The organism is Candidatus Frankia nodulisporulans (assembly GCF_902806475.1).
Classification (GTDB): domain Bacteria; phylum Actinomycetota; class Actinomycetes; order Frankiales; family Frankiaceae; genus Frankia; species Frankia umida.
In genome coordinates, this window is sequence record NZ_CADCWS010000447.1 from 1 (window position 1) to 1,766 (window position 1,766).

General features: G+C 71.1%; 1 protein-coding gene and 1 pseudogene. Both read right to left on the bottom strand.

Features of this window, described 5'->3' with window-relative positions; translation table 11 throughout:
• Nucleotides 1-524, bottom strand: a pseudogene (locus G6R24_RS20665) (class I SAM-dependent methyltransferase); the annotation flags it as partial.
• Nucleotides 525-649: 125 nt separating this feature from the next.
• Nucleotides 650-1,129, bottom strand: coding sequence for an SsrA-binding protein SmpB (gene smpB, locus G6R24_RS20670; protein ID WP_163550796.1), 480 nt, complete (start codon nucleotides 1,127-1,129; stop codon nucleotides 650-652).
• Nucleotides 1,130-1,766 lie beyond the last annotated feature (637 nt).

Sequence of the window (1,766 nt, forward strand, 5' to 3'; positions counted from 1 at the left end):
GCGCTGTCCGTCGCGGCGCTGTCCGTCGCGGCGCTGTCCGTCGCGGCGCTGTCCGTCGCGGCGTCGAGTGCGGCGTTGTGCGCGGCCATCCGCAGGTGCAGCGGGTCCCGGTCGACCAGCAGGATCTCCCGGTCGGCCGTGCCCGCCTCGCCGTCCGCCGCGTGGACCAGGGCCTGGGCGTCACCGCCGATACCGGTACACAGATCCGCCAGCCGGGCGAGGCCCGCGAAGCGCTCGGCCCGATGCGCGGCGGCGGCCTGCGAGGACGCCTGCTCCAGGCCGGCGCGGGTGAAGAACATCCGCTCCGCGAGCGCGAACTTGGCCTGGGCATGACGGCGCAGCTCCGCCTGGCTGAACGCGACCGCGACCAGCTCGGCCGGCACCCCCTCGGCCCGCAGTCGTGTACCTGTGGCCAACTCACGGGCCGCGACCGCCCCGGGCCCGCCCGGCCCGGCATAGACGGCACAGGCCGCCGCCAGGACCTCGGCCCCCTGCGGGGTGAGCAGAGCCTCGAACCGGGACAACCCGCCGTCATCGCCATCGCCGAAGCCAGCACCGGCGCCAACACCGACAGAGGCAGAGGTGCTGGCGCCAGCCGAGGTGCTGGCCGGGTCAGAGGGACCGGCCGAAGCGGCGGATCGGCTGGTGCTCAGCTGTAGCGGCCCTTGACCCGGCGGCCCATCTCGCGGCTGATCTCGCGGGCAGCGTCCCGATCGGCGAGGGCGTGGCGCTTGTCGTAGGCCTTGCGACCACGGGCCAGGGCAATCTCGATCTTCGCCCGGCCGTCCTTCCAGTACAGACTCAGCGGGACGAGGGTGAGGCCGCCCTCCTGCGTCTTCCCGACGAGCTTCTCGATCTCGGCCCGGTGCAGCAGCATCTTGCGCTTGCGCCGTGGGGCGTGGTTCGTCCAGGTGCCCTCGGTGTACTCCGGGATGTGCACGTTGTGCAGCCAGGCCTCACCGTCGACGATCTGGGCGAACCCGTCCACGAGTGACGCCCGACCGGCCCGCAGCGCCTTCACCTCGGTGCCGCGCAGCACCAACCCCGCCTCGTACGTGTCGAGGATTTCGTAGTCGTGGCGGGCCCGCTTGTTCTGCGCGATGGCCTTACGCCCCTGCTCCCTCGGCACCGTCTGCGCCCCTTCTCCCTACACCGTCCATCATCCGCGAGTACCCGCGACCCACGTCCAGCGACCTACGCCGAGCGACCTACGTCCATCAACCCGTGACCCGTCCACCCGAATCGCCGCGCCCGTCCGCGGCCCGTCCGCGGCCAACCTGCGGCCCGCCGACGTCCGCCCATCCAGCAGCGCCCTTCCATCGTATCGATCATGCGAGCCCACCCGGCACCCGCCACCGCGACCCGAACACCAAACCCATCATGCCCGCGCGCCACCCGCCACGGATTATTCGGCCCCCGACCGCATCGTCATGGGCGTCCCGTGACGACGAGACGAGATCCACCACTAAAAGCGATGAATCTATAGCAATTAGTGGCAATGGAGCGCCAAGCGCCTCGACACCCCCGAACCGCGGTCACGTGATCATGAGATGCCGAGGGTTCGTCAAGGATTTCGGCCCCGGAAATCCGAACAGCCCTCGGCATGGTGCCGCACAACCCTCGGCATCTGGTGGCGGCCGGGGTTTCGTCCGGTGGGCTGTGAGGCGATGGGGGTTCGGACGGGAGATGAGGACGGGGACCGGGGGGCGACAGGGACGGGGACCGGAGGCGACCAGGGCCGGGACCGGGGCAGGCAGAGACGGGAA